The 20,079-nt window shown below is 65.7% G+C and carries 21 protein-coding genes; 8 read left to right on the top strand and 13 right to left on the bottom strand.

The window, feature by feature from the left end; all coding sequences use genetic code 11:
• Window positions 1-59: 59 nt before the first annotated feature.
• From RMR04_RS12635 to RMR04_RS12585, 11 genes are all read right to left on the bottom strand, one after another.
• The gene (locus RMR04_RS12635; protein WP_311914962.1) at window positions 60-929 is read right to left on the bottom strand and encodes an amino acid ABC transporter substrate-binding protein; all 870 of its coding nucleotides are present in this window, start codon (window positions 927-929) and stop codon (window positions 60-62) included.
• Window positions 930-986: 57 nt separating this feature from the next.
• Window positions 987-2,057 (bottom strand): NAD/NADP octopine/nopaline dehydrogenase family protein, encoded by a 1,071-nt coding sequence (locus tag RMR04_RS12630; protein ID WP_311914961.1) that lies wholly within the window; start codon window positions 2,055-2,057, stop codon window positions 987-989.
• 142 nt (window positions 2,058-2,199) lie between these two features.
• Entirely contained in the window at window positions 2,200-2,793 is a 594-nt protein-coding gene (locus RMR04_RS12625) for a helix-turn-helix domain-containing protein (RefSeq protein WP_311914960.1), read from the bottom strand.
• Window positions 2,794-2,803: 10 nt separating this feature from the next.
• Window positions 2,804-3,532: an amino acid ABC transporter ATP-binding protein gene (locus tag RMR04_RS12620; RefSeq protein ID WP_311914959.1), complete on the bottom strand. Its 729-nt coding sequence runs from the start codon at window positions 3,530-3,532 to the stop codon at window positions 2,804-2,806.
• Window positions 3,529-4,185 (bottom strand): amino acid ABC transporter permease, encoded by a 657-nt coding sequence (locus tag RMR04_RS12615; protein ID WP_311914958.1) that lies wholly within the window; start codon window positions 4,183-4,185, stop codon window positions 3,529-3,531. The genes RMR04_RS12620 and RMR04_RS12615 overlap by 4 nt, the downstream gene beginning before the upstream one ends.
• Window positions 4,182-4,901, bottom strand: a complete 720-nt coding sequence (locus RMR04_RS12610) for an amino acid ABC transporter permease (RefSeq protein WP_311914957.1) — start codon at window positions 4,899-4,901, stop codon at window positions 4,182-4,184. Before RMR04_RS12610 ends, RMR04_RS12615 begins: the two co-directional genes overlap by 4 nt.
• A 182-nt stretch (window positions 4,902-5,083) precedes the next feature.
• On the bottom strand, window positions 5,084-6,301 hold the full coding sequence (locus RMR04_RS12605) for an MFS transporter (protein WP_311914956.1): 1,218 nt from the start codon (window positions 6,299-6,301) through the stop codon (window positions 5,084-5,086).
• 189 nt (window positions 6,302-6,490) lie between these two features.
• Window positions 6,491-6,850, bottom strand: coding sequence for a TfoX/Sxy family protein (locus RMR04_RS12600; RefSeq protein WP_311914955.1), 360 nt, complete (start codon window positions 6,848-6,850; stop codon window positions 6,491-6,493).
• A gap of 72 nt (window positions 6,851-6,922) precedes the next feature.
• Complete coding sequence (locus RMR04_RS12595; protein ID WP_311915820.1) at window positions 6,923-7,756, bottom strand: sugar phosphate isomerase/epimerase family protein; 834 nt, start codon at window positions 7,754-7,756, stop codon at window positions 6,923-6,925.
• Window positions 7,757-8,084: 328 nt separating this feature from the next.
• A complete protein-coding gene (locus RMR04_RS12590; RefSeq protein WP_311914954.1) occupies window positions 8,085-8,870 on the bottom strand; it encodes an enoyl-CoA hydratase/isomerase family protein in 786 nt (261 codons plus the stop codon).
• A 10-nt stretch (window positions 8,871-8,880) separates the two neighbouring features.
• Window positions 8,881-10,503, bottom strand: coding sequence for an acyl CoA:acetate/3-ketoacid CoA transferase (locus RMR04_RS12585; protein WP_311915819.1), 1,623 nt, complete (start codon window positions 10,501-10,503; stop codon window positions 8,881-8,883).
• Window positions 10,504-10,756: 253 nt separating this feature from the next.
• Between RMR04_RS12585 and RMR04_RS12580 the strand changes: the two genes are divergently transcribed.
• From RMR04_RS12580 to RMR04_RS12565, 4 genes are all read left to right on the top strand, one after another.
• A complete protein-coding gene (locus RMR04_RS12580) occupies window positions 10,757-11,530 on the top strand; it encodes a 3-ketoacyl-ACP reductase (protein ID WP_311914953.1) in 774 nt (257 codons plus the stop codon).
• Between the two features lie 5 nt (window positions 11,531-11,535).
• Window positions 11,536-12,015, top strand: coding sequence for a MaoC family dehydratase (locus RMR04_RS12575; RefSeq protein ID WP_311914952.1), 480 nt, complete (start codon window positions 11,536-11,538; stop codon window positions 12,013-12,015).
• Window positions 12,015-13,178 (top strand): dihydrodipicolinate synthase family protein, encoded by a 1,164-nt coding sequence (locus RMR04_RS12570; protein ID WP_311914951.1) that lies wholly within the window; start codon window positions 12,015-12,017, stop codon window positions 13,176-13,178. The genes RMR04_RS12575 and RMR04_RS12570 overlap by 1 nt, the downstream gene beginning before the upstream one ends.
• A 69-nt stretch (window positions 13,179-13,247) precedes the next feature.
• Entirely contained in the window at window positions 13,248-14,309 is a 1,062-nt protein-coding gene (locus tag RMR04_RS12565) for a LacI family DNA-binding transcriptional regulator (protein ID WP_311914950.1), read from the top strand.
• A gap of 59 nt (window positions 14,310-14,368) precedes the next feature.
• Here RMR04_RS12565 and RMR04_RS12560 read toward each other — a convergent pair whose 3' ends face one another.
• Window positions 14,369-15,874, bottom strand: coding sequence for an FAD-dependent oxidoreductase (locus RMR04_RS12560; protein ID WP_311915818.1), 1,506 nt, complete (start codon window positions 15,872-15,874; stop codon window positions 14,369-14,371).
• Window positions 15,875-15,918: 44 nt separating this feature from the next.
• Between RMR04_RS12560 and RMR04_RS12555 the strand changes: the two genes are divergently transcribed.
• From RMR04_RS12555 to RMR04_RS12540, 4 genes are all read left to right on the top strand, one after another.
• Entirely contained in the window at window positions 15,919-16,428 is a 510-nt protein-coding gene (locus RMR04_RS12555; RefSeq protein WP_311914949.1) for a MarR family winged helix-turn-helix transcriptional regulator, read from the top strand.
• Window positions 16,425-17,459, top strand: a complete 1,035-nt coding sequence (locus RMR04_RS12550) for a Gfo/Idh/MocA family protein (protein WP_311914948.1) — start codon at window positions 16,425-16,427, stop codon at window positions 17,457-17,459. Before RMR04_RS12555 ends, RMR04_RS12550 begins: the two co-directional genes overlap by 4 nt.
• A gap of 158 nt (window positions 17,460-17,617) precedes the next feature.
• Window positions 17,618-18,694, top strand: coding sequence for an OmpA family protein (locus tag RMR04_RS12545; RefSeq protein ID WP_311914947.1), 1,077 nt, complete (start codon window positions 17,618-17,620; stop codon window positions 18,692-18,694).
• A gap of 104 nt (window positions 18,695-18,798) precedes the next feature.
• Window positions 18,799-19,101: a hypothetical protein gene (locus tag RMR04_RS12540; protein WP_311914946.1), complete on the top strand. Its 303-nt coding sequence runs from the start codon at window positions 18,799-18,801 to the stop codon at window positions 19,099-19,101.
• 133 nt (window positions 19,102-19,234) lie between these two features.
• Here the strand turns inward: RMR04_RS12540 and RMR04_RS12535 are convergent, their stop codons facing one another.
• Window positions 19,235-19,876 (bottom strand): ceramidase domain-containing protein, encoded by a 642-nt coding sequence (locus tag RMR04_RS12535; RefSeq protein ID WP_311914945.1) that lies wholly within the window; start codon window positions 19,874-19,876, stop codon window positions 19,235-19,237.
• Window positions 19,877-20,079: the final 203 nt, after the last annotated feature.

Genomic DNA, 20,079 nt, shown 5'->3' with positions numbered 1-20,079 from the left:
CAAACCCATGCCAGCGGGAGAGACGCTGGAACGCCACCTCTCCCGCCGGTCCGTAGTCCTCATTCAGCGTAGGATTGCGTCGCCCAGGCCGCCCGCAACCTCGGCCCGACATGGACGCCGAACGGCCCGAACCATTTGTCGAACAGGGCCTCGGCCTCACCGGATTTGAACATCTTCGCCATGGCGTGATTGACGATCCACAGGATCGTCGGATTGAGCTTGGGCACCATGAAGCCTTGCGGCGCATAGCCGTATTCCTCGCCGACGATGGTCAAGGCATCAGGGTTCTTCGACTGCTTGATCAGGCTGTAGAACGCCCCGTTGTCGCTGAAATAGGCGTCCGCGCGCCGGGTCTCGACCGAAATCAGCGCAGCCGCATGGTCGTCAACGTTCTGGATGCGGATATTGAGCTTCTTATCGGCGATGAGCTTCTTGAGGTCGGGTTCGCTGCTGCCGCCGGTGGCGACGGCGACGACCTTGCCGTTCAGATCCTCGTATTTGGTGATGCCCGAGGCCTTGAGAACCAGAAGCTGGCTCGTCGAGACATAGGAGACGGAGGAAAAATCGACCTGCTTGTTGCGGCCGAAGGTATTGACCGTGCCGCCGCATTCGAGATCGACCGTGCCGTTGGCGACCAGCGCCTGACGGTTCTGGATGTTGACCGGCACGTATTTGACCTGGATCTCCGGCAGCTTCAGCTCGGCCTTGATCTCCTCGATGATGCGCTGGCAGAACTCGACTGCGTAGCCGGCCGGCTTCTTGTCATTGTCGAGATAGCCGTAAGGGTAGAGCGTCTCGCGGATGCCCATGGTGATCGTCTTGGTGTCGCGCAACTTCTTGACGATCGCATCGACCTCCTGCGCCTGGGCGGAGGCCGCCATGCCGAGCGCCAGCAGCGCGCTTGTGACGGTGACAAGGTTTAGTCGCATGGTCTTCTCCCGTTTGCCGTGATCGTTCAGTTCGTCGCCCCGCCCGGCGGGGAGCCGTCAAAATCCAAGGCGCGCCCGTTCCTGCAGCTCCTCGCGCGTCATCTGCGCGAAGTCGAGAGACGGCAGCAGGTCGTTGTCATCAGCAAAATCACGGCCATAGGCGCCCGAAAGCATGGTCAACCCAGCCTCGTGCAGCACCGCCGGACGGCCCACGAGCCGGCCGAGCAGAACCGTCGGCAACAGGCCGAAGGGCGCGTCCTCCAGCACATAGCGGCTCTCCAGCGTCGTCGGACCGAAGCCGCCGCGCCCCTGGCCATGAAGATTGGCGTTCATCTCCGCGATGCTGGCGACCGGCAATTGATAGGAGAAGGCATAGTGCTCCTTGATCGTTCGCACCGAAAGCCCGAAGGCTTCGGCGATCGCCAGCCGCTCGGCGTCGAGCGCCTCCATCACGCGGCCGACAGCCGGGGTGACGTTCTCGGCCTGGCCCCAGCTCTCGCCGCGCTCCATCCGCGTCAGGTTGAACAGCGCAATCGCAAGATGATTCTGCGGGTTGAGATTGCTGAGCGCGATCGCCAGGAGCCCGTCGCGCTTGACGAAACGCTCGCCGAACAGGGCCGTGCAAAGCGCATGGCCCTCATCGAGCCCCGCTTCAGGCACCGTCGCGATATCGATCTTGGAGCGCAGCGAGTTGACGCCGACCACGGTCGGGCTGGTCTTGCGGCCGGTCGTCAGCGTCGTGCCCCAGGCGATGATCGGCGCGCGAACGCCACGGGCTGCGAGCAGCTTCGAGAGATAGAGCGCGCCGAACGAGGCGTGCGAGCTGATGATGACGGGCTGCCCCTCGCGCAGATGCGCGGCCGTGGCTTCCAGCGCCATCTTATGGGCATTGCCGGGCATCACCAGCATCACCACGTCGGACTCGGTCACCGCCTCCTTGGCGCTGGAGGCGATCCGGGGCTGAAAGCTCGTCTCGATCGCAGTCGTCGCCCGCAACGGAGCCCCAGTCGCCAGTTCGCGGGTGCTCTGGCCTGACGGCGACCACAGCATCGGGTCGTGACCGCCGACGAAGAGTTGGGCAGCAGCGCCATAGGCCGCGCCGCCAGCGCCGAGAATGCTTACGCGCATGGGAAAGATGCCTTTGCTCGATCCTGAGGGGAAGAACGGTCGCAACGAAGCCGCGCGGCCGTGAATCCCTTGGCAGTGGTGAATGCCTTGGGCGGTGCGGACATCTCCGCTTGCAGAGATGATCCGTTATAGCGGAAATGAGTCAAGCTGGCCTGCCCTGTCCGGTTTTGCCGTAGAGCAGCACCATCAGGCCGCGGGCCGGCCGGTGCGAGGCATTGCTGATGGAATGGGGAACGTCGACGGGATAGCGCGCCGTCTCGCCCGCCTTGACCGGATAGGTCGATGCGCCGCTCGTGATCAGGAACTGCCCCGACAGCGCCGTGAAGTGCTCGCACGCGCCCGCCGCATGTGGCGCGCTGTCGAGCCTGCCGCCGCCGGCGATCTCGACATCGTACCATTCGGTCGTGCCCGCCAGGCTTGGAGGGCTGAGGATGCGCAGCCGGCAGGAGCCGTCAGTGCTGCGGATCTCCGGCGTGTGCTCGGACGGGACGATCTCGATCGTCGTATCGCTTGGCACCGCCTGCCCACCTTGCAGCAGCGCCGCGAAATCGATCTTCAACCCCTGCGTCAGGCCCCACAGCACGGCGAAGGTCGGGTTGGCCTGCCCGCGCTCGATCTGCGACAGCATCGATTTTGACACGCCCGAGAGGCCCGAAAGCTGCAGCAGCGTCAGCCCGCGCGCCTTGCGCTGGCGCTGGATGATCGGGCCGATCTGCGGGGCGCTGAGCTCGGTCATCACATCGATTCTAGTGGGTCAGGACCTTGGTCAGGAACTGCTTGGCGCGCTCCGTCGCAGGGGTGGTGAAGAACTGCGCTTTGGGCGAGTCCTCGAGAATCTCGCCGCCATCCATGAACAGCACCCGGTCGGCCACGCGCTGGGCGAAGCCCATCTCATGCGTCACCACCATCATGGTCATGCCTTCCAGCGCCAGCGCCTGCATCACCTCCAGCACCTCGTTGATCATCTCGGGGTCGAGCGCCGAGGTCGGCTCGTCGAACAGCATCGCCTTGGGGTCCATCGCCAAAGCGCGAGCGATCGAGACGCGCTGCTGCTGGCCTCCCGATAGCTGGCTCGGGCGGCTCGCCAGCTTGCCGCCGAGCCCGACCCGGGCCAGGAGCTTCTCCGAGCGGGCGTCGGCTTCGGCACGCGAGCGCTTCAGCACATGGATCTGCGCCAGGCTGACATTCTCGAGCGCGGTCATATGCGGGTAGAGCTCGAAATTCTGGAAGACCATGCCGATCCGCGCGCGCAGCATCGGAAGATCGGTCTTCTTGTCCGAGACCGAGACGCCATCGACCGTGATCGAGCCCTGCTCGAACGGCACGAGACCGTTGACGCATTTGATCAGCGTGCTCTTGCCGGAGCCCGACGGGCCGCAGACCACCACGACCTCGCCGAGCTTCACCGAAGCCGAGCAGCCGCGCAGGATCTTCTGCTTGCCATAGGATTTGTGCACGTCCTCGAGAACGATCATCCCGCGCGGCCTTTCCGGTAGAATTCCAGCGCCTTGGTCGATGACAGGCAGATGATCAGGTAGACCACGGCGACGAGCGTATACATTTCCGTCGGCCGCCCATCGCGTGCGGCCACGATGCTCGCCGTCGTCAGGAAATCATGCAGCGCCACGACATAGACGAGCGAGGTGTCCTGGAAGACGATGATGATCTGGTTCAGCACCAGCGGCGTCATCGCCTTCAACGCCTGCGGCATGACGATATGGCGCATCACCTGCGAGCGCCGCAGGCCCGTCGCCAGCCCGGCCTCGGCCTGACCCTGGCGGACATTGTTGATGCCGGCGCGAATGATCTCGCAGTAGAACGCCGCCTCGAACATCACGAAGGCGATCAGCGCCGAGGCGAGCGAGCCGATTGGCCGGCCGATCGCCAGCGGCACCAGGAAATAGAACCAGAACAGCACCAGGACGAGCGGTAGCGAGCGCATCACCGTGACGTAAGCCGCGGCCGGCCCCGCGATCAGCCGGTTCGACGACAATCGCATCAAGGCAAGGCCAAAGCCGATGACCAATCCGCCGCTGGTCGCGACCGCGACCAGCAAGGCGCTGAGCGCCATGCCCTCGGCCAGGAAGCTCCATGATCTGGCGATGACGCCCCAGTCGAAATCGCTCATGAGCCGGCCTTGCGCAGGGCTGCGCCGCCGACCCTGTCGTCGATCAGGCGCATCAGGCCGGTGACGCAGAGCCCGATGACGAGGTAGCCGATGGTGGCCACGGTGAAGGCTTCCAGGCCCTGGAAGGTGTAGTTCTCGATATGGCGGCTCTGTGCCGTCAGTTCGAGCACGCCGATCGTCAGGCTCAGCGACGACAGCTTGACCGTGACCAGGAACTCCGAGGTCAGCGGCCCGACGATGGCGCGCAGGCCCAGCGGCACCACGACCAGCCGGAACGCCTGCATCGGACGTAAGCCCGTCGCCAGCGCAGCCGGCATCAGATGATTGCCGACGGCTTCGATGCCGGCACGGACCTGCTCGGCGACCCGCGAGCCCGCAAACAGCCCGATCGCGACCACGGCGGTGACGAATTCAGGATAGGGTAGATCCCGCTTGATCCAGAGGCCGATGGTCTCCGGCACGATCTCCGGCAGGACGAAATACCACAGGAAGAGCTGGACCAGCGGCGGGATGTTGCGGAAGACGTCGATATAGATGCCGGCGATCATCCGAAGAATGCCGCTCGGCAGGCTGCGGACCACGCCGACGACGAGGCCGACCGAGAGCGCAATGGCCCAGCTGACGAGGCTGATCGCAACGGTCCATTGCAAGCCGCTCCAGAGCCACTCCGTATAGGGCTCCTGCAGCAGGATGGACCAGTTCCAGCGATAGTTCATGCCGTCGCAGCGGCGTCGCGTGGAACCCCGGACCGGTCTCGGATGTCCATCAAGGGCCCCCACAATTCCGCTATAGTGGAATAGTTCGATTACGGGGACTGTTTGTCAACTGGCTTTGTTGTTTCGGTCGCACCCGCCGGCGCGGCCATGCAGGCAGCCCCCTCCTGATGACGGCATCAGGCTTATCGCGCCGGATGCTCCGTCATCTTCGGCAGGAACCAGGCCAGCAGGCCGATCGCCGGCAGGAACGCGCAGATCCGGTAGACGGTCTCGATGCCGACCCAGTCGGCAAGTTCGCCCAGCATGGCAGCGGCGACTCCGCCGAGACCGAAGGACAGCCCGTAGAACAGGCCACCGATCAATCCAACGCGGCCGGGCAGAAGCTCCATCGCGTAGATCAGGATCGCCGCGAAAGCGCTCGACATGATCAGGTTGATCACAACCGTCAGCACGCCGGTCCAGAACAGGTTGGCGAAAGGCAGCATCAGCGTGAAGGGCAGCGCCCCCAGGATCGAGAACCAGATGATCTTGTTACGGCCGATCTTGTCGCCCAGCATGCCGCCGCCGACCGCCCCGGCCGCCGAGGCCACCAGGAAGAGGAACAGCATCACCTGGGAGGTCTGCACGGAAACACCGAACTTCCCGATCAGGTAGAAGGTGTAGAACGAGCTGAAGCTCTGCGAATAGGCGTTCTTGGAAAACAGCAGGATGACCAGGATCGTGATCGGCAGGACGACGCTCGCGACGCGGCGGGTCGGCGGCCCGGCCACCGACGCCAGCTTGACCGCGACCGGAGCGGCCGCCTGCTGGCTCCGCAACTGAGCATGGCGCCCGGCGGTCCAGGTCATCAGGATCATCGCGAGGAGCGCCGCGGCCGAGAACCAGGCGAGGCTGGTCTGGCCGCGCGGCACGATCACGAACGCCGCCAGCAGCGGCCCGAGCGCGCCGCCGGTCTGCCCGCCGAGCTGGAAGATGCCCTGCGCCAACCCGTGCTGCCCGCCGGACGCACTGCGTGCCATCCGCGTCGCCTCGGGATGGAAGATCGAAGAGCCGATGCCGACGCAGGCCGCCGCCAGCAGGAGCAGCGGATAGCTGCCGGCATAGGCGAGCCCGATCAGCCCGGCGAGCGTGAAGCCCATGCCGGCGACCATCGAATAGGGCATCGGGTGCTTGTCGGTATAGGCTCCGACGAGCGGCTGCAGCAGCGACGCCGCGATCTGGAAGGTCAGGGTGATCAGCCCGATCTGCCCGAAATCCAGCGCATAGGCGGTCTTGATGATCGGATAGATCGCCGGGATCAGCGACTGCATCATGTCGTTGAGCAGATGGGTCGTGCTGAGCGCGATCAGCACGGGCATGGCGGCGCGCTGTGAGACGCTGACCGGACTATTGAGATTCATCGCCGTGTTCTCATGTCGTTGCCGGGGCGTTTTGTCGCAACGGCCCGGACGTGTCCGTCATGGTGGATGTCACGACATGAGACAAGCCGGCAAAATCACGGCACCGACCTGCGCGGAGCGCGCGGCGCCGAGCCTGTCGCGGGAGCTCCCGCAAGGGCAGCGGGATGCTTGACGGCGGTCGATCCAGAATCATACCCGGCGCGGCGACACACGCTTCACTGCGACCCGGCGCGCCGCGGCCAGCGCCGACCGCGCCCAAGTGACGAGCTCGTCCGGCTCATCCAGCAGCCGCTCAGGCGCACGCCAGAAGGAAAGGTCTATGACCTGCCCCTGCTTCTCATAGCTCAGCGGCGGAGAGGCTTCGGCTTCCTTGAACTCCGCCCGGTTGTGAGCGTCGACCCGGAAATAGAGCGTGTCCTCCGCCACCACCGCGAACATCACCTGGTCGCAAAACACACCGGTCTTGCCAAACATGCGCCGCAGCGTGACACGGCCGAGCGGCGCAAGCTGCTCACGCAGGAATTCAGCGAAGCCCTGGCTGGCGACCATCTGGCGCGTTTTCCATTCACGTTGCCCGTCGATCCGATGGACGGAAGTTATGCCCCTACTCGCCTCCTGACGTCAGCAACGGATCGTCAGGCGCTCCGCGCAGGTGGCCAGGATCTCACGCTCGGGCCGCCCCCACCAGTCCCGCGAAAAGATCTCGGTCTCGATGAATCCGCGATATCCCGCCCGCTCCACGAGCCCCCGAATCTTCGGAATATCGATCACGCCGTCGCCCATCATGCCGCGATCGAGCAGGAGATCGCGCGTCGGCACCAGCCAGTCGCAGAGATGGAAGGCGCTGATCCGGCCCGCCTCCCCGGCCTTGCGGATTCCCTCACTCAGCCGCGCATCCCACCAGACATGGTAGACGTCGATGGCGACCCCGATGCCGCCGCGCCGCTCGGGATCGAGCGCCTCGCAGATGGCGAGCGCTTCCGCCAGGCTCGTCACGCAGGAGCGGTCGCCGGCATACATCGGGTGCAGCGGCTCCAGCGCCAGGGCGACGCCGCAAGTGCGGGCCTGTTCGAGGAGCAGCGCCAGCCCTTCCGCGACCTGCGCGCGAGCCGCATCGAGATCTCGCTCGCCGGCCGGAAGGCTACCGACCACAAGCACGAAACAGGGTGCTCCGAGCAGGGCCGCTTCGTCCAGCGCGCGCAGATTATCCGCGACATTCGCCTTGAACTGCGCCTGCGTCGCGGCCGGGAGATAGGTGCTGCGGCAATAGCCGCTGAGCACAAGGCCAGCCTCACGAATGCGCCGTGCAATGGCGGCAACGCTGCGCCCCTCGAGATCACGCCGCCAGGGCGCGATCGCCCCGAAGCCGAAGCGCGCGACGAGATCGACGACCTCCTCGATCGGCAGGCGATGGCCGAGCGTCGCCGTGTTGATCGAGCAGCGATCCAGAGACAAGGGCGCAAGCCCGTGGCGTTCCGTCATCATGCCATCATCGAAAAAGGAGGAGCCAACTGAGAGGCTTCTTGCCTCCCTGAGCCCTCATCCCAGGAGGCCAACCTGAAATGCATCGAGCGATATCAAGGACCTCCGATCGCTCGCCATCACCCGCACCGTCATTCCGGACGCAGCGAAGCGGAGATCCGGAATCCATCGTAGAGTTCCGGAGCCCTCCGATGGATTCCGGATCTGCGCCGCTGCGCGGCTTGTCCGGAATGACGGCGCATAGGTGATCAAATCAGAGCCCTTGAAATCGCTAGGTTCATTTCCCGCTGGGCTCTCAGCCCTAAACGAAACGTGGCGGCCGCTTCTCGACGAAGGCGGCCTTGCCTTCGATGGCGTCGTCGGAGAGGCCAAGCGGCACGGTGATCTCCTCCTCCATCAGAAGCCCGGCCTGATAGCCATTGCGCAGGCCGGCCGAGACGCTGCGCCTGGAGGCCGCGACCGCCTTGGGCGACTGGCTGGCGATCAGCTCCGCGACCGCGAGCGCCCGGGCTTCGAGCTCGTCATCCCCAACGAGCTCCTCGACCAGCCCGATCCGGTAGGCCTCTTCCGCGCCGATCGTCTGCCCCGTCAGCATCAGGCGCAGCGCCTGGCCACGCCCCACCAGCATCGGCAGGCGCTGCGTCCCCGTCGCGGTCGCCATCGCGCCGAGCTTGACCTCGGGAACGCCGAAGCTCGCGCTGCGGCCGGCGATGCGGAAATCGCAGGCCAGCGCCAGGACCATGCCGCCGCCCAGCGTATGCCCGTTGCAGGCGGCGATCACTGGAACCGGGCCGCGCTCGATGGTCTCGTTGAGCTTCGTCTCCACCAGGCGCGCCTCTTCGATCCAGGCGGCTGTGGCTTCGAATTCGCGGATATTGGAGCCAACGGAGAAGGCCTGCCCGCTGCCGATCAGCACGACGCAGCGGGCGCCATGATCGCGCTGCACGCTTTCCAGAAAGGCGGTCAACGCCCGCCGCGCCGCGATGGTGAACACGCCGAGCGGCTTGGAGATGATGCGGATGAGGACGACACCGGGCGCGGCCAGCACCGCCTCGAAAACATCGTTCTTCAGAAGGCTGTCAGTCATCGTTTGCCCCTCACGCAGCCTGCAGGCCGGTCCGAATGACTGGGGCGGGTTTGCGGGCCAGGCTGAGCCCGATCGGCTCCGGCCGGAACAAGCGCACATCCATCAGCTTGAGATCGCTCGCCACCTGCAGCGGCGTGCCCGCCCGGGCGAGGATGTCGCGTTCGAGATCGACGCCCGGCGCGATCTCCACCACGGTCAAACCCTCGCGGCGCAGCTTGAGGACGCAGCGCTCGGTGACATAGGTGATGTCCTGCCCCCGCTCGACCGCGTTTCGGCCGCTGAAGGTGACGTGGCCGACCTCAGGCACGAATTTGGAAATCTTGCCGTCCTGCCGGATGCGCAAACCGCCATCCTCGGCCGCCACCTGCAAGCCGCCCGCCGTGAAATAGCCGCTGAAGACGATCTTGCGCGCCCGCGTCGTGATGTCGACGAAGCCGCCGCAACCGGCAGTGAGATAGGGCCGTGACGGCAATCGCGAGACGTTCACGCTGCCGAAGGCGTCGACCTCGAGGAAGGAGAGCAGCGAGCAGTCGAAGCCGCCGCCCTGAAAGTAAGTGAATTGCTGCGGGGTCGGGAAGATCGCCTGCGCATTGGCGGCGCAGCCGAAGGCGAAGCCCGTCAGGGGAACGCCGCCGACGGCGCCCTGCTCGATCACCCAGGTCACCGCCTCGGCCTGGCCTTCCTCGATCAGGATCTGCGGCACCAGCGCCGAGATTCCGAAGCCGAGATTGACCGCACCGTCATCCATCAGCTCCATCGCGGCGCGCCGCGCGATCACCTTGTCGACGCTGAAGGGCTCTGGCTTGAAGCTGCTGATCGGACGGCGGACTTCCCCGCTGATCGCGGGATCATAGAGGATCTCCGTTGCCTGGGCCTGGTCGGGGTCGACGACGACGTAATCGACCAGCGTCGACGGGATATGGACTCTGTGGGCGGGAATCGTCCCTGCAGCCGTCGTTCGCTTGACCTGGCAGATCACGATCCCGCCTGAATTGCGGGCAGCCAGCGCGAGGTCGACCATGCCGAGCACGGCCCCCTCCTGCTCCATCGAGATATTGCCGCGCTCATCGGCCGTCGTCCCGCGAATGATCGCGACCTGCGGGAAATGATTGGGGAAATGCAGCCAGGTTTCGCCGCCGAACTCGACGACCTGCACCACCTCGCCGCGCTTCGCCGCGGCCGCGTTCATCTTGCCCCCGTTGAGGCGCGGATCGACGAAGGTGTCGAGGCCGACCTTGGTCAGCACGCCCGGACGCTTGGCCGCCGCGTCGCGGGCCATGTCGTACATCACGCCCGACGGCAAATTATAGGCCGCAACCTCGTCGCGCTCGATCATCTCCCAGATCGCCGGCGACGGCAGCGAGGACGGCCCGCTCGGAAAGGAGCCGGCGAGGATGGTTTCGAGCAGGCCCTTGCGCGCCAGATGGTCGATACCCTTGACGCCATACATGTCGCCGGCCGCGATCGGCGAGAACACCGTCAAATTCCGCGGATGCCCCTCCCCAGCGAAGCGTTCGCCGACCGCCCTCAGCATGTGGTCGGGGCAGTTGAGTCCCGCCGACGAGCCGATCGCCAGAACCGCCCCATCAGGAATGAATCGCGCCGCCTCAGTCGCGGAAATGATCTTGTTCATCATGGCGTTCTCATCGGATCGGAGCCGGATATGTCCGCATTTGGCTGCTGCGCGCAGGCGACGATGGGCCCGCGAAGCCAAGGCAGCGCGAGGCCGTCCCCGCCATCGAAGGCGCGACGTTTCACCGTGAGCCTCATCGTTCCACTCCCAAAAGACGCAGTTTAAAAACTGACTTGATCGTTCTAGTAGATCGATTTACTACAGGGATCAACAAGGCCACGCAACTGAAAAAATGAAGCCGGGAAACGCTGGGATGGATCGACCACAGCTCGGAAACGCCCTCGTCACGGGCGCAGGCCGCGGCATCGGCCGCGCCATCGCGCTTGCCCTGTCGGATGCCGGTTTCAACATCATTGCCAACGACTTGGCCGAATCCGATGATCTGCCCGCGACCATCGCCACAATCGAGGCGCGCGGCGGCAAGGCCGTGGCGCTGCCTGGCGACATCAGCGACCTCTCCAGCCAGCAAGCCCTGGTCGATGAGGCCTGGGCCGCCTTCGGCGGCTTGCACTGCCTCGTCAACAATGCCGGCATCTCCGTCGCCAGGCGCGATGACATCCTGAAGGTCACGCCCGAGAGCTATGACCGCTTGATGGCGGTCAATCTGCGGGGCCCCTTCTTCCTGACGCAAGCCGTCGCGCGGAAGATGGTGCAAGCCCCGTCAGACCGCTTCCGCAGCATCGTCACGATCTCCTCGATCAATGTCGAGTTCGCCTCGGCCGACCGGGCCGAGTACTGCATTTCCAAGACGGGGCTCGCGATGATGTCGCAGCTCTTCGCGGCGCGCCTCGCCGGGGACGGCATCAATGCCTACGAGATCCGCCCCGGTATCATCCGCACCAACATGACCGCCGTGGCGAAGGAGCGTTATGACGCGCTTTTCGCTGAAGGCCTCACCCCGCTCGCCCGCTGGGGCGAGCCCGAGGATATCGGCAAGGCGGCCGCGATGCTGGCCTCAGGCTCCCTGCCCTATTCGACCGGCGAGGTGGTGCGGGTCGATGGCGGCCTGGCGGTGCGCAGGCTGTGACGATCATGAGCGGCAGAGAGCTTCCCCCGGGCGAATACTGGTTCGAGGACCTTGAGGAGGGCGATCGCTACCAGACCGGCTTCCTGGTCGTGACCGAGGCGCATATCGTCTCCTTTGCCGGCCTCTCCGGCGATTTCTTCGACATCCACATGGATGATGACTTCGCCCGCTCGCAGGGCTTTCCGGCCAGGGTCGCCCATGGCCTGCTCGGCCTGGCGCTGACCGACGGGCTGAAGAACCGGGCCTCGGTGCGCATCATGGCAATCGCCTCGCTCGGCTGGAACTGGCGCTTCAGGGCCCCGATCTTCGCGGGCGACCGCATCGGCGCGCAAATCCGCGTCGCCGGCAAGCGCCTGTCCAGCAAGGGCCAAGGCATCGTCACGCTGGCTTTCGAAGTGGTGAAACGCGGCGGCGAGATCGCCCAGGAAGGCGAAACCACGCTCCTCACCCGCCTGCGCCCTCAAGCCTCGGAACGGTCGCCCTGATGATCACGCTCGCTCTTCCCCGCGCAGACCGCTCTCTGGAACGCTTCGCCCTGCCCGATCCTGTCCGCTGGGACACCGCCCGTCCCGGCGAAACGCTGGCGCGCGCCGTCCTCTCGGCCGCCCATGTCGTCGCCGATCCGCTGGCCGATATCGCGCCGATGCGCGAGATCGCGATCGATTTCGACGCGACACAGCGCTTCCGCGAGCATCTCTGGGATCTCGGCCTCGGCGTCGCCGAGGCGATGGATACCGCCCAGCGCGGCATGGGGCTGGATTGGCCCTCCGCGAAAATCCTGATCCGCAACACCCTCGCTAGCGCCCGCCAGCGGCCCGACGCAGTGGTCTTCTCAGGCGTCGGGACCGAACAACTCACGCCCGAGGACGCGACGATCGAGAGCGTCATCGCCGCCTATCTCGAGCAGTTGTCCTATGTCCAGGGTCTCGGCGGGCGCGTCATCCTGATGGCGAGCCGGGCTCTCGCCCGGGCGGCACGATCCCCCGCCGATTATGCCCGCGTCTATGCCCGCGTCCTCTCCGAGGCGGACCAGCCGGTAATCCTGCACTGGCTCGGCGACATGTTCGATCCGGCGCTCGCCGGCTATTGGGGCGGTCGCGACATCGATGCCGCGATGGATTCCTGCCTCGGCATGATCGCCGACAATGCCGGCAGGATCGCCGGCATCAAGATCTCGCTCCTCGACAAGGGGCTCGAGATCGCGATGCGCCGCCGCCTCCCTGAGGGCGTCGCGATGTATACCGGCGATGACTTCAACTATCCCGAACTGATCACGGGAGACGCGCAGGGCTTCAGCCACGCCTTGCTCGGCATCTTCGATCCGATCGCACCCATCGCATCGGCCGCCCTCAAGGCCTTGACGCAAGGCGGCGTCGCGCCCTTCCGGGACATCCTCGACCCGACCGTGGAACTCTCACGCGAATTATTCCAGCCTCCGACGCAGTATTACAAGACCGGCGTCGTCCTGCTCGCTTACCTCGGCGGCCATCAGGAGCATTTCACCATGCTCGGTGCCCAGCAGGGCGCCCGCTCGGTGCTGCATCTCGCTCGCGTCTTCCGTCACGCCGCGACACTCGGCCTGTTCTTGGACCCCGACCGGGCGGCGCAGCGGATGGGGCATGTCCTCGCCCTCCATGGCGTCGCCTGATGCCGCAGGCTTGACGGGCCGGTCCACCGCGATCAGATCATCCATCCAGAGGCAGAAACAGACGAATCCGTGGCAGATTTCGAGCATCGCAAGGCGCAATCGCAAGCGAATCTGCGGCCCACTCTGGTGGATATCGCGAATGCGACCGGCGTCTCGAAGGCCACCGTCTCACTCGTGCTGCGCAACAGTCCGACCATCCCCAAGCGCACTCATGAGCGCGTGCTCGAGGCGGCGAAAAACCTCGGCTATGTCTATAACCGCGGCGCCGCGGGCCTGCGCTCGACAGAGTCCCGCCTGATCGCCATGGCGGTCAACGATCTGATCAACCCTTATTTCGCCGAGATCGTCGCGGCGATGGAAGACGCGCTGACGGAGCAGAACCGCATCGTCTTGATGTCGAACACCGCCGAATCCGTCGCGCGCCAAAGCGCCTTCGTCTCGGCCGTGCGCGAATATAATGTAGCAGGCCTGCTTGTCGTGCCCGCCATGGGCACGGACGCCGCCTTCGTCGACCTGCTCCGATCCTGGCGTTTGCCTTGCGTGATGGTCTCGCGCTCGGTTCCGGGAGCGGAGGTCGATCTCGTCCAGGCCAATCACCGCGCCGGCATGATCGAGGCCACAAGGTACCTGATCGAGCTCGGCCATCGCCGGATCGGCATGATCGGCCTCAACGAGAACATCTCGACCGGCCGCGAGCGGTTCGAGGGCTATCGGCAGGCCTTGTTCGATGCCGGGATCGCGCTCGAGCCGCGCCTCGTGCTCTCCGGCTCGGCGACGCGCGACACCGGCATGGCCCATGTGCTCGCCTTGCTCGATCTGCCCGAACCGCCCACGGCGGTCGCCTGCTTCAACGATGTCGTCGCCTTTGGCGCCATGCTCGGCCTGCGCTCGCGCGAATTGACGCCGGGGCGGGATTTCTCCGTCATCGGCTTCGACGACATCGCCGAGGCGACCCTGTGGCGTCCGGCACTCACCACCGTCGCCGTGGCGCGGCAGACCGTGGGCCGGACCGCCGCCCAGTTGCTGCTGCGCCGGATCGAGGCTTTTGATGCGCCCGTCGAGACCGTCCTGCTGCCAACCAAACTGGTCATCAGGGACACGACCGGCGCGCCACCCGCCAGGCTGCGTTAGCTCTTTGTTTTAATGCGTTTTCTTCACGCGAACCGGTGTCCACTTCGTTCGAAAACGCTTTAGAACCGGCCGCGCTCGAGACCCACATTCCGAAGATAGGTCTCCAGCCCGCCGACCTCGCTGGACGAGACGATCGCCCCGACATAGCCGTCGGGACGCACGAGCACCCAGTCGCCTGGTGTCAAAGCATAGGCGTCGCGCAGATGGCCGCCCTCATCGAGGATATCGCCGCGCGGACCCAGCATATGGATGCTGAGCCCGGGACGCGACGGCACGGCATCGCGCTCGACCTCATAGCCCAACAGCGTCCAGTCCGCGCCCTTGAACAGTTCGAACAGACGCGTCGCTTGTCCGGCAGCGCCGCGGATCGGCGCATCGGGCGCGCGGTCTCCCGCGAGCAGGCCGCCGCCGCGTTCCGGCTTTTCCAGCGCAAGCGACGCCCCCGCATAACCAAGGTCGAGCTGGTGGACTTCGCGGCCGCGCCGCATCTCGCCGCGCTTGGCCGCATCAAGCAATCTGGTGGCCAATCCCAGCATGCCCGCTGCGATCGGTCGGCGTTCTTCCTCGTAGCTGTCGAGCAATGCGTCGGGAGCGCCGGCGGCGACCGCCGCCAGTTTCCAGCCGAGATTATAGGCGTCCTGGACGCTCGTATTGAGCCCCTGGCCGCCCGTCGGCGGATGAATATGCGCGGCGTCGCCGACCAGGAACACGCGACCGACACGGTAGCGATCGGCCAGCCGCGCATTCATCGTGAAGGCCGATGCCCAGGACACGGATTGGATACGAATATCGTCGCGGCCGGTGCGCCCGGCCACCATTGCGGAGAGGCCCTCAGTGGAAAGATCGACATCGCCTTCGAGCGGGATCGGCGCCTGCAGCTGGAACAGCTCGGTCCCGGCGAGCGGGCATAGCGACACCTGCCGCTCCATCGATCCTTCGCTGAAGCGGTGCCAGGCATCGCGTCCCAGGCCTGTCAGGACGACATCGGCGACAACGGCCCGAACGCCGAGCGTCTTGCCCGGGAAGCCGATGTCGAGCGCGTGGCGCACGAAGCTGCGGCCGCCATCCGCGCCAATGAGATAGCGCACACGCATGACCTCTTCGCCGGCTCCGGAGACCAGCCGCGCCGTCACGCCATCTTCGTCCTGCTCCAATCCGACCAGCTCGCAGCCGAACTCAGGCCGATGTCCGAGCTCGACGAGGCGCTCGCGCATCACGCCCTCGGTCAGGAATTGCGGCACCATGAGCGGGAGGCGGTAGGGCTCGGCAGGCGTCGGATCCTCATGCGCCGTGACATAGGATTCTGCATAGCTGCCGTCGTCGCGATATTCCCGCTGCCGCGGATAGAGGCCTCCGGCCGCGACGACGCGGTCGAGAATGCCGAGATCCTCGAAGACCTCCTGTGTTCGCGGCTGGATGCCCTTGCCGCGCGAACCACGGAAAGGCCCGTCCATCTTCTCGATCAAGCGGAAGGATAGACCGCGACGTGCAAGTTCGATCGCGAGTGTGAGGCCGGCCGTCCCCGCGCCACAAATCAACACCTCCGCTGTGAAATCCTCTGTCATCGCCATCTCTTTATGTGTAGTATGCACATAATTGGAGGGTCGGCATGCCGTCAAGACAAAATGTGCAAAATACACATATATCTGAACAGCTCAGGGTTCTGCACGGAGCGCTGATCGACATCGTCAGCATCATGAACCGCCCCCAGCGTGACGAGATGATGGTTCGGGAAGCCGGCATTTCGCTCGATCGCGCTCTGTTCCCGCTGCTCGTCGGCATCGAACGGCGCGGCCCGATCGGGGTCGTCGATCTCGCCGACCGCGTCGGGCGCGACTACACCACCGTCAGCCGGCAGGTCGCCAAACTGGAAAGCCTCGGTCTCGTCGCGCGCCAGGCCGGAGCCGCTGACCGTCGCGTTCGGGAAGCGATCGTGACGCCGAAGGGCAAGGCCATGACCGAGGCCGTGGACAAGGCACGCGACCGGATCGGCCGCGCCATTTTCGCCAGCTGGGATGAGCGTGATGTCGTGGAACTGGTGCGGCTCATGCGCAAATTCGCCGACGCCGTGAACGATGACGCCCCCGGCGATCCGGAGCGCCCTGGCGCCGGACAGTGACCGACCCCCACGAATCCTGCTATCCCGCCCTGCCCTCACAGCTTGAGACCTTGACCGCCATGCCGCAGGCCACACTCTCGATCGGGATTATCGGCGCCGGAATCATGGGCGAGCGCCTGCTGCGCGCCATCCTCGAACAGGCGCCCGACAGCCTGCAGGTCAGCGGCATCTGGGACCCAGCGCCCGCCGCCATGGCGCGCATCGCCGCCACTTTCCCCACCGTTCCACAATTGACTGATGCCGCCGCGGTCATCGCGGCCAGCGACTGCGTCTACATCGCCTCGCCGCCGGCCTCGCATCTCGACCATGCCCGTGCTGCGCTGGCGGCGGGCAAAAGCGTCTTCGCGGAGAAGCCACTTGCGGTCGATGTCACTGATGCGCGCGCCTTCGTCGCCAGCGCCGGCGAGCGGGGCGCGGTCAACTTCCCCTTCGCCTCCTCGCTTGCGGTCGCGACCCTGCGGGACTGGGTCGCGCAGGGCGAGATCGGCCAGGTCTCGCGCATCACGATCGAGGTCGCCTTCGCGACCTGGCCGCGCTCCTGGCAGGCCGACGCCGCAGCCTGGCTCGACAAGCCGGCCCAGGGCGGTTTCACCCGCGAGGTCGTGTCGCATTTCCTGTTCCTCAGCCGCCGGCTGCTTGGCCCGCTGCATGGGCTTTCGGCCAGCGCGAGTTTCCCGGAAGCCGGCAAGGCGGAGCGCGCGATCGAGGCCCGACTTTTCGCCGGCGAGGTGCCGGTCCTGCTCAAGGGCAGCGTCGGCACCACCGCGAAGGACGATCACAACATCTGGATGCTGGAAGGCGACAAGGGCGCGGTCCGGCTCTGCGACTGGTCGATCGCCGAACGCCGCCTGCCCGATGGCAGCTGGCAGCGCGCGCCGGGCGCGATGTCGAACGAGCAGGCCCGCCCGCTCGCCCTCAAGCGCCAGCTCGAAGGCGTGGTGCGCCTCACCCAGGGCCAGCCGCATCACTTGGCGACGCTGGCAGAGGCGCTGAACGTCCAGGAGATCGTCGAGGGCATTCTCGCGAGCTAGCGGGCGCGGGTTCCCCGCGCCTGCTGGACTTCGAGCTGCGCAGCCTTCTTCTCTCGCGGAGACGGAAAGCGACCTTCCCCAACGCGAACACGGCATTGAGTCACCCCAGAAAGGTCGATACGGTCCCGCTCCCAAATATCCGAACGGGAGAAGCGGTGATGTCCTGGGCTCGACTGGCTGGTGTTGCGTTGGCGTTGATGGCTTTTGCCGGCGCAGCCCATGCGGATGCGACGATCCCGACCAAGGACATCGCCGGCGTGAAGGATAACCCCATGCTGAAGCGCTATGAGGGCTCCTTCATCGTCAGCGGCGCGAGCTCGGCCTTCACCGATTTCAAGGTTCCGCTCTCCAAGCTGGAGCAGACCGACAAGCGCGACACGATGAACAATGTCCTGTTCGCGCCCAAGCAGGAGCAGGAGGTCGAAGGCGCCTTCACCCGCCTAGTCTATGTCACGCCGGCCAATCGCTCGCCATTGGAGGTGCTGCGCAACTACCAGGACGAGATCGAGGCGGCCGGCGGCTCGGTGCTGTTTGCCTGCAAGACCGAGGGCTGCGGCGGCGCGCACACCCGCTCGTCGAGCGGCGGCGGCGGCGAATCCAGCCTGATGATGTATTTCTTCCACGAGGCGGACATCAAGGATGGCAGCTTCTCGAACGGCGCCTGCGCCGTCACCAGCACGATCAGCGACCAGCGCTTCTTTGCGGCCAAGCTGCCGCGCCCCGGCGGTGAGGCTTATGTCACGGTCCAGACCTATCAGCTCGGCGACAACACCTACTGCACGGCGCTGACCGGCCGCACAGTCGCCGTCGTCCATATCGTCGAGCCGAGATCACGCGAAAAGAAGATGACCGAGGTGAAGGCGCAGGAGATGGCGCGCTCCCTGGGCTCGACCGGCAGGATCGCGCTCTACGGCATCCTGTTCGACACCAACAAGACCGAGATCAAGCCGGAATCGGCCGCGACGCTGCAGGAGATCGCCGCACTGATGAAGTCGGACGCGAAGCTCGCCGTCATCGTCGTCGGCCACACCGACAATCAGGGCGGCTACGACTACAATGTCGATCTCTCGCGTCGCCGCGCCGATGCCGTAATCAAGGCGCTGGCGGCCGACTACAAACTGGACGCCAAGCGCTTCCGCGCGGCGGGCGTCGGCATGGTCGCTCCCGTCGCCAGCAACGACGCCGAAGAGGGCCGCAGCCAGAACCGCCGCGTCGAGCTGGTGAAGTTGAACTGAAGCCTACTCTCGCGCCGCAAGGCAGCCCCACGCCCAGCGCATGGAACGCCCCCCGCACACCTTGCGTTCCATGCGCGGGGCGTGGTTTTGCGGAGGTTCATGCCATGATAATCGCCGGTCTCGTCGCACTATCACTGTCGTCTGGCATGGTGCTGCCGGTCGCCGACAGCCCGCCCCGTTTCAACATCGAACAGGCCTGTCGCCATGCCGGCGAGCCCGTGACCGGCGTCGGCCGGCCCAACCAGGCCTGCCGCGACGATGAAAGCAAGGCGGCGGCCGATCTGCAGCAGCAATGGACAAAATATCCGCCCGTACAGCGCGCCACCTGCGTCGAGGGCGCGGGGCTCGGCGGCCCGCCGAGCTATGTTCAGGTGCTGACCTGCCTGGAAATGGCCCCGCATAAGTGAGCTCGGCTGCTCGTCACGAGGTTGCCCGTCACGACAGCATCAGACCGAATATCGTATTCGGTCTGATGCTGTCGTGTTTTGATCTTGTATCGGCTTGTTCCGAAAACCGGTTCCCACTTTTCGGGCCGATGCTCTAGCGCAGGATCGCAGCCCTCAGCAGCAGATAGAGCACGCCGGCATTGAGCAGGTGCCAGAGCCAGTGCGTGCCCATGCTCCAGCCACCACAGAGCGCTCCGTCCAGCGTCCGAAAGGCCAATGACAGCGCGAATGCCAGCCCCGCCGAACCGACCAGCCGCGCCGTCTCCCGGCCGTCCGGCCGGCGCAGCAAGGCTCCAGTGACGCCAATGAGCCCCAGCAGGAAGGCGGCATAGCCGGCCGAGCCGCGCGCCGGCTGCGGCAGCAAGGAGCCAACCCCACCCGAAAGCAGCAGAGCGAAGGCGAGGAAGGCGAGCGTGCCCAGCACTGTCGCCCGCAAGGACAAGCCGAAGAAGCGCGTCAGCGCCAACCCGAAATAGGAGAAGGCGAAGACCTGGATCGGCACGACATCGGCGGCCAGCGTCCAGCCCCGCGGCATGGTGTGGTAGAGGAAGGAGCCGATCCCGATCGCAAAGACCAGCGCGATGAGCGCCAGCGTGGGCCGATCCGGACCGCCGCTGCGCCGCCAGAGTTGGAAAGCCGCGACAGCCGCCAGCAGGAAGGCTCCGTTCGTCAGAGCATTCCAGGGCTCAGCCCAGAACGCGCCGCTCAGCCGCTCGCAATAGCCGTAGCTCAGCACCGTTCGATTCTCCTGAAGGCCCTCTTGCCTCCCGAACGCCCCTCTTGCCAGTGCTCCACGACATTGGTGTTGCGCGACCCGCGATGGGCTGGCAGCAAGCCTTCCCCTCGGCCGCCCTGCATGGGTCCGATCACGCCGGATCCGGCGAGTATCATGAGGAAACCTTAAACCAAAGCCGACAAATCCACTGCATGCCCAAACGG

The organism is Bosea sp. 685 (genome assembly GCF_031884435.1).
In the GTDB taxonomy this organism is placed as follows: domain Bacteria; phylum Pseudomonadota; class Alphaproteobacteria; order Rhizobiales; family Beijerinckiaceae; genus Allobosea.
This window is presented reverse-complemented; position numbering and strand designations above follow the sequence as displayed.